This window comes from Streptomyces hokutonensis (genome assembly GCF_000376565.1).
Taxonomy (GTDB): Bacteria; Actinomycetota; Actinomycetes; order Streptomycetales; family Streptomycetaceae; genus Streptomyces; species Streptomyces hokutonensis.
On the sequence record NZ_BARG01000124.1, the window covers coordinates 22,301 to 28,607 of the forward strand.

Here is a 6,307-nt window from a genome sequence, read left to right on the forward strand (position 1 = left end):
GATCAACTCAAGACTCACGAACCGCCCGCTCAAAGGTCGATGACGACCTTGCCCTTCACGCGTCGGCCGGCCTGGAGCTCGACGGCCCGGCGGATCTCCTCGATCGCGAAACTCGCCTCGACGGGCACGCGGAGTCGACCCGTCACAACCAGGCGCGCGATCTCTTCCAGGGTGCCGGGAGCCGCGTTCGCGCCGTTGGCCGCTGTGACGCCGTCGATCTGTGCTGCGATGGTGCAGATCCGCTTGTCCGGGACGCCGAGTTCCCGTGCGACGTGCACGGTCTCCTCTCCGTGCAGGTCCATGGCGGCGGTGACGCCGTCGGGAGCGAGGGCACGGACCCGGTCGGCCAGGCCGTCGCCGTAGGCGACCGGTTCGGCTCCGAGTTCGCGCAGGTAGTCAGCCGAGGACGGCGATCCCGTCCCGATCACGCGCGCTCCGGCGATCCGGGCGAGCTGGACGGCGAACACCCCGACCCCGCCTCCGGCGCCGCCGATCAGCACGGTGTCGTCCGGACCGGGGTTGATCGCGGCGAGGGCGGCGGATGCCGTGCGGCCCGCGATCGTGAGGGTGGCGGCGATGCGGTCGTCGACGCCGTCGGGCGTGTGGTGGACCTCGTTCGCCGCGGTGTCCCCGGATGAGTCGACCACCACGAAGTCGGCGACCGCGCGGGACAGGGCGCCCCCGAAGACCCGGTCGCCGGACGTGAAGCCGCTCACCCCGTCGCCGACCTGGTCGACCACTCCCGCGTAGTCGGTCCCGAAGCCGGACGGGACGGTCAGGCCGAAGCGGGCGGCGGTGTCCGCGTCGGCGGTCATGAACCAGTCCATCGGATTCAGACCGGCCGCGGTGACCCGCACGCGGACCTGTCCCGGGCCGGCCTGCGGTGCGGGAACCTCGCGGACGTCAAGGACGTCGGGGCCGCCGAACGCATCGAGCTGGACCGCCCTGCTGCGACCCGTCGGCATCTGATTGCTCTGTTCCTGCATGTTCCTCTGTCTCCTTGGACCTGCGTACGCGGTGGACGCGCGGACGCACTAAAACGGACTATGCTCCGTTTACATGGATGACCGTAACATAAGCGGATCGCGTTCCGTTTCGTCTGGCGCGGAGATGCGCGCGCCACGGGCGGACGCGGCCCGCAATCGTGACCAGCTGCTCGCTGTGGCGACTCGCGTGTTCGCCTCGGCGGACGCCGAGCCGTCGATGCGCGCGATCGCCCGTGAGGCCGGAGTCGGCATCGCCACGCTCTACCGGCACTTCCCTACCCGCGAATCACTGGTCGACGCGGTCTATCGGGACCAGGTCGGGCGGCTGACGACCGGCGCCCACGAGCTGCTCGGTCGGCTGGCCCCGGCTGCGGCAATGCGGCGCTGGATGGACTTGTTCGGGGACTGGATCGCGACCAAGAACGGCATGCTCGACACGCTGCTCGCGATGATTGAGTCGGGTGAGATCGCCCATGTGCAGACTCGGACCGAGCTCCTGACGGCCATCACCAGGATGCTCGACGCCGGCCGCGCGGCGGGCGACCTCCGCTCCGACGTCACCGCCGAAGACATCGCCGCCGCCCTCATCGGCATCTTCACCGTGGCCCCCCGACCCGAGCGCGAAGCGCAGGCCGACCGCTTGCTGAACCTCCTGATGGACGGCCTCCGGGCCACGGACCGGCCGGACTGAGCGCGGATCGAGGCCGACGCATCCGGGCTCTGCCCGACTGGCGCCAGGCGGCTGCTGACCGCCGAATACTGCTGGTCGTCGGTGAGGAGCTCGGTCAGCTGGGCGTCCACCAGTCGTACCTGCTCGGTGAACGGCTGCAAGGTGGCGGCGACGTCCGTAAGTTACTCGTCCTTGTCCTCGTCGGTGACGACCAGCTTGAGGTTCTGGTCGATGATGTGCATGTGCAGCCCTTGGAGCACACGGCGCAGCTGGGCGGCGACACGGTTGCCGCAACTGGCGACGGAGGCGGGCTTGTCGCGCCACTCCGCGTAGAGGAAGCCGAGGGCGTTCTTCAGAACCGCGGGGTGGCCCCAGCTGTACTGCGGGAAGACGAGGAGAGACCCGTCGTAGCCGCTGGCCGTCCGGCTCCAGCGGCGCGTGTGTTCGTGCTCGCACTGACCAAGGGCGGGTTGCGCGACTCGTCCAGGAACGGCAGTGCTACCTCGGCGAGGTCCACGGGCCGTCGACGTTCTGAGGCTGATCATCGGCGTCGCCCCGATCTCCACCGTGGACACCGGCGGCCGACCAGCCCGAAGCTCGCGCAGACCAGCCCCATGATCCACAACGTCGCAATGCGCACCACTCATTCATGGTCCAGAGGCCGAACTGCGCGCCTCCGCACGGGTGATCGCGGGACGGTACGGCCGTGGGGACGGCTCCCGGTGCCGGTGCCATGGGAGGACGACCCGGCCCGCGAGCTCTGCCTGCTCGGCCACGGGCTGACGTGACCTGGGCGGTCTCGTGCGTCAACCCGTGGGTTGACGCCAGGTATCAAACCAGGAGTCAACCCGCGGGCCGAGGCCGTGCGGCGCTGCGGGCGGCAAGCTCTTCGCCATGACGACGACTGACTACCTCATCTCCGCCGCCCTGATCCTTCTGGTGATTCCGCAGATGCGCGGCGGCCGTCTGACGCCCCGTACGCTCCTGCTGCCGCTGGTGTCCGTCAGCGCCGCGGCTGCGCACTATCTTCATTCCTTCCCGGCCGGGGGTCACGACGTTCAGCTGGACCTCTTCGGCGTCACGATGGGCATAGTGCTCGGGCTGGCCAGTGGACTGGCCACCCGCGTCAGCCTGACCGAGGACGGCGCCGCGTACTCCAAAGCCGGGTGGCTGGCTGCCCTTCTGTGGGTGCTGGGCATGGGCGCGCGTTCGGCCTTCGTGTACTGGGCCGAGCACAGCGGCGCTCACACGATTGCGCAGTTCAGCCGCGACAACCTGATCACCGGCGCCGCCGCCTGGACCGCCGCGCTGCTGCTGATGGCCGTCACTCAGGTGGTGTGCCGCCTGGTGGTGGTGCGCGTCCGGGCCTACCGGCTTACCTCCCCCGTTGTCACCCCCGCCGTGGCCTGAAGCGTGGCAACCGGCAGACCGCCGCTCGCAACACACTCCGCCCTGGCCCGGTTCCGCGTTCGCGGGCCCGGGCCGGGCTTTGCGATCAGTGGCGCAGCGCGCACCTATTCTTCAGAAGTGACGGACATACTTCAGCCGGCGGGCCCGGTCAGTCCACGGCTGGCCGTGGCTCTTGCCGGTGCCCGGGAGCGACGCGAAGGCAGGGGCCGGCGTATGCAGCCGGTGTTGTGGGGAGTCATGGCCGCCATCGCCGTCCAGTCCCTGCACGCTTCCCCCGCCCCCGGCGTCAGAGGCAGGCACCTGGCAGTCACCCTGGTGCTCGTTGGCTGTCTGCTGCCCATGGCCGCGGTCGCGTCGAACCTGTGGCCCCTCACCGGTCGTCCTGCCCGCTGCCTGGTGTTCTGCGTGCTGGTGGACGGCTTCGGGTTTGCTCTGGGCATCCTGCAGCCCGGCTCGATGTCCACCCTGCCACCGTCCGTCGTGGTCCTGACGGCCTTCCTCATCCTGGAGCGATGGGCGGCCACTGTGCTCGCGGTCGTCGTCATGGGCTGTCTGACCGGCGCGGCGGCGGTCGGGTTGGACGGCGGTACCGACAACTTCCTGCATCAGGTCCTGTTCGGCGTCATCCTGGCCGTCGTGGGCATCGTGGTACGGCAGTCGATCATCAACGAGGTGGCCGTCACAGTGCTGCTGGCCCAGCTTGAGGATGCCCGGGAGGCGGAGACCGAGGCGGCGGCGCTGGCCGAACGCACCCGTATCGCCCAGGATCTGCACGACGTGCTCGCCCATACCCTGTCCGGACTGGCCGTGCAGATGCAGGCCGCCCGGCGGATGGCCCGGCGCGACCGGGCGAGCGGGGATCTGCGGGGGCTGCTGGACCGGGCCGGTGAGCTGGTCAAGGAGGGTGTGGCCGATGCGCGCCGGGCTGTGCGGGCGCTGCGCGGAGAGCGCGTGCCCTCTCTCGATCGGCTGCCCGAACTGGTCGAACGCTATCGGGTGGACCTGGAGCTCGACGTGACGCTGTCCGTGATCGGGCCGCACCGGGAGCTGCAGCCCGACGCTGGTGAAGCTCTGTACCGCGGTGTGCAGGAGGCGTTGACCAATACGGTCCGCTATGCACGTGACGCGCAGGCCACGGTGTCGCTCGTCTACGAGCCCAGGGCCACAATCCTGACCGTCGAAGACCGCCGCACCGGGCCGGGACCGGTCCGGGCGGCACTGGCCGAAGGCTCCGGCCTGGGGCTGACCGGCATGCGCGAACGCGTGACCGGGGTCGGCGGCACCCTGCACGCGGGGCCGACAGCGCATGGATGGGAAGTACGGATGGAGATACCCGCGTGACGGAGCCCGGCAAGACGGCATCTGACGGCGAGAAGATCAAAGTACTGGTCGCGGACGATCAGCAGATCGTACGCAAGGGCCTGGTCCTGCTGATCGACATGCTGGACGGCATCGAGGTGGTCGGCGCAGCCCGTGACGGTGCGGAAGCGGTGCTGCTCGCCGGACAACTGGCCCCGGACGTAGTACTGATGGACCTGAACATGCCGGTCCTCAACGGTGTCGCGGCCACTGCGGCACTGCGTGAGCAGGTACCCGGCTGCAAGGTACTCGTGCTGACCACCTACGCCGACGACGACTCCGTCTTCCCGGCACTGCAGGCGGGAGCGCGGGGCTATCTCACCAAGGACGCCGACGACGACGCGATCGAGGACGCCATCACCAGCGTCCACGACGGCCGCATCTGGCTCGATCCCGAGGTACAGGCCCGCCTGGTCGCGGCCGTGCAGACAAGCGAGGTCGCACCGCCCGCCGCGCAGCGAAAACAGGTCCCCACGCCGCAAACTCCCGCGCCTTCCGACGGCCTGACCCCGCGCGAGACCCAGGTACTCACCCTCATCGCCTGGGGCCTGTCCAACGCGGAGATCTGTGCCCGGCTCGTCGTCAGCCCGGCCACGGTGAAGACGCACATCAACCGCATCTTCACCAAGATCGGCGCAGCCGACCGTGCCCAGGCCGTCGGCTACGCCTATCGCAACAACTTGGCCGAGCCCTGGGACTGAAGACGCCGCGACGGACGGCGGCGGGCAATGGCCCGCCGCCGTCGCAGTTCGGTGAAGCGGCAAGGGCCCTTCGTCATCAAAGAGACGATCGGTCAGTGACTGGTCGCAACGAAGTTAGTCGACCGGATCGTGTTGACCTGCGCGGACTGGATTGAGTGAGACACCGGTGGCTCGGCGATTTGCCTTTGCGCGAGGTCGCTTTCCTTGACGCTGAGGTTTGACGGCTCAGACACTCGCCCGCGTGACCAGCCGCCACGTCGGTAGGATGCGGTCGATCATGTTCGCGGCACGTGTGCGCTCCAGGCCGGGGCGCACAGGTTCGAATAAGGGGAGCACTGTGGCTCTGGCAGAGCGGCCTTCGCTGGCGTGGGATGTCGCTGACCTGGTGCATCAGCAGTTGCTCATCGTGCCGAATCCCCTGGCCGCATGGAACAGTGACACGTTCTGGGTCTCAGTGTGGGACTCGGACCCTGGACAGGTCCTTGTCTCCCTGCATGTTCCGCGTGAGAGCGCCGATCCCTTCATCCAGTTGAAGATCGGGTTCGCGGTGACTGAGGAGAGCCCCGAGTTCCAGGCCGAACGTATCGTCGCTGCCGTCCGGCGCCCGCACCCCCTGAACGGCGCGGTGGTTCTCGGCGGCTATCGAGAGTGCGCCGAAGCCTTCGGGTATGTCTGGCCGTCGTCGCTGGAAGAGTGAGTCACCAGCCACCAATCAAGTTCCGTGGCCAAGGACAGCCGCCCAGGAACTTCAGTTGCTGTGGGCGGTTTCCGCTGCTTAGAAGCGCGTGTTGAAGCTGTGGCCCATCACCCTCAGAGGGCGAGACGTGAGCTTTTACCCGGTTCGTCGTTGAGTTTGGATGAGGCGCAGTGATCAGTGCTTCGGGGCGTCGATACCAGGTGCCGGGCGATGGGATTCAGCGGGCGGGAGCGGGCTCGGACGCCGGTCGCCACTCCCGCCTGAGCAGCCCGTAGACCCATGAGTCGGAGACCTCGCCGTTGACGACGCAATCTTCCCGCAAGGTCCCCTCACGCATGAAGCCGAGCTTCTCCAGCACGCGGGCAGAAGCCACGTTGCGCGTATCAGCTTCAGCCTGGACGCGATTGAGGTCGAGCGTGTCGAATGCCCACCGCAGCAGAGCGCGCGCGGCCTCGGTCGCATAACCGTGGCCCCACACCGCATC

8 protein-coding genes are annotated in these 6,307 nt (G+C 68.6%); 5 read left to right on the top strand and 3 right to left on the bottom strand.

All coding sequences use genetic code 11. From position 1 onward, the window contains the following. Positions 1-29: 29 nt before the first annotated feature. On the bottom strand, positions 30-986 hold the full coding sequence (locus SSP08S_RS52640; protein WP_019075704.1) for an NADP-dependent oxidoreductase: 957 nt from the start codon (positions 984-986) through the stop codon (positions 30-32). Between the two features lie 124 nt (positions 987-1,110). Here SSP08S_RS52640 and SSP08S_RS52645 point away from each other — a divergent pair, with 124 nt between their 5' ends. Then, on the top strand, positions 1,111-1,677 hold the full coding sequence (locus SSP08S_RS52645; RefSeq protein ID WP_019075705.1) for a TetR/AcrR family transcriptional regulator: 567 nt from the start codon (positions 1,111-1,113) through the stop codon (positions 1,675-1,677). A 161-nt stretch (positions 1,678-1,838) separates the two neighbouring features. Here SSP08S_RS52645 and SSP08S_RS57835 read toward each other — a convergent pair whose 3' ends face one another. After that, positions 1,839-2,201 carry an NADPH-dependent FMN reductase gene (locus tag SSP08S_RS57835; protein WP_158697351.1) on the bottom strand — a complete coding sequence of 121 codons (363 nt, stop codon included), beginning with the start codon at positions 2,199-2,201 and terminating at the stop codon, positions 1,839-1,841. Positions 2,202-2,550: 349 nt separating this feature from the next. On the opposite strand from SSP08S_RS57835, the gene SSP08S_RS52655 reads away from it, so the two are divergent. The 4 genes from SSP08S_RS52655 (at position 2,551) to SSP08S_RS52670 (ending at position 5,823) form a co-directional block, all read left to right on the top strand. Further along, positions 2,551-3,066 carry a hypothetical protein gene (locus SSP08S_RS52655; protein WP_019075706.1) on the top strand — a complete coding sequence of 172 codons (516 nt, stop codon included), beginning with the start codon at positions 2,551-2,553 and terminating at the stop codon, positions 3,064-3,066. A 237-nt stretch (positions 3,067-3,303) separates the two neighbouring features. Further along, complete coding sequence (locus SSP08S_RS57840; RefSeq protein ID WP_019075707.1) at positions 3,304-4,407, top strand: sensor histidine kinase; 1,104 nt, start codon at positions 3,304-3,306, stop codon at positions 4,405-4,407. After that, positions 4,404-5,126 carry a response regulator transcription factor gene (locus tag SSP08S_RS52665; protein WP_019075708.1) on the top strand — a complete coding sequence of 241 codons (723 nt, stop codon included), beginning with the start codon at positions 4,404-4,406 and terminating at the stop codon, positions 5,124-5,126. The genes SSP08S_RS57840 and SSP08S_RS52665 overlap by 4 nt, the downstream gene beginning before the upstream one ends. A 337-nt stretch (positions 5,127-5,463) precedes the next feature. After that, a complete protein-coding gene (locus SSP08S_RS52670) occupies positions 5,464-5,823 on the top strand; it encodes a hypothetical protein (RefSeq protein WP_019075709.1) in 360 nt (119 codons plus the stop codon). A gap of 217 nt (positions 5,824-6,040) precedes the next feature. Here SSP08S_RS52670 and SSP08S_RS52675 read toward each other — a convergent pair. After that, on the bottom strand, positions 6,041-6,307 hold a 267-nt coding region (locus SSP08S_RS52675), incomplete at its 5' end, for a GNAT family N-acetyltransferase (protein ID WP_019075710.1).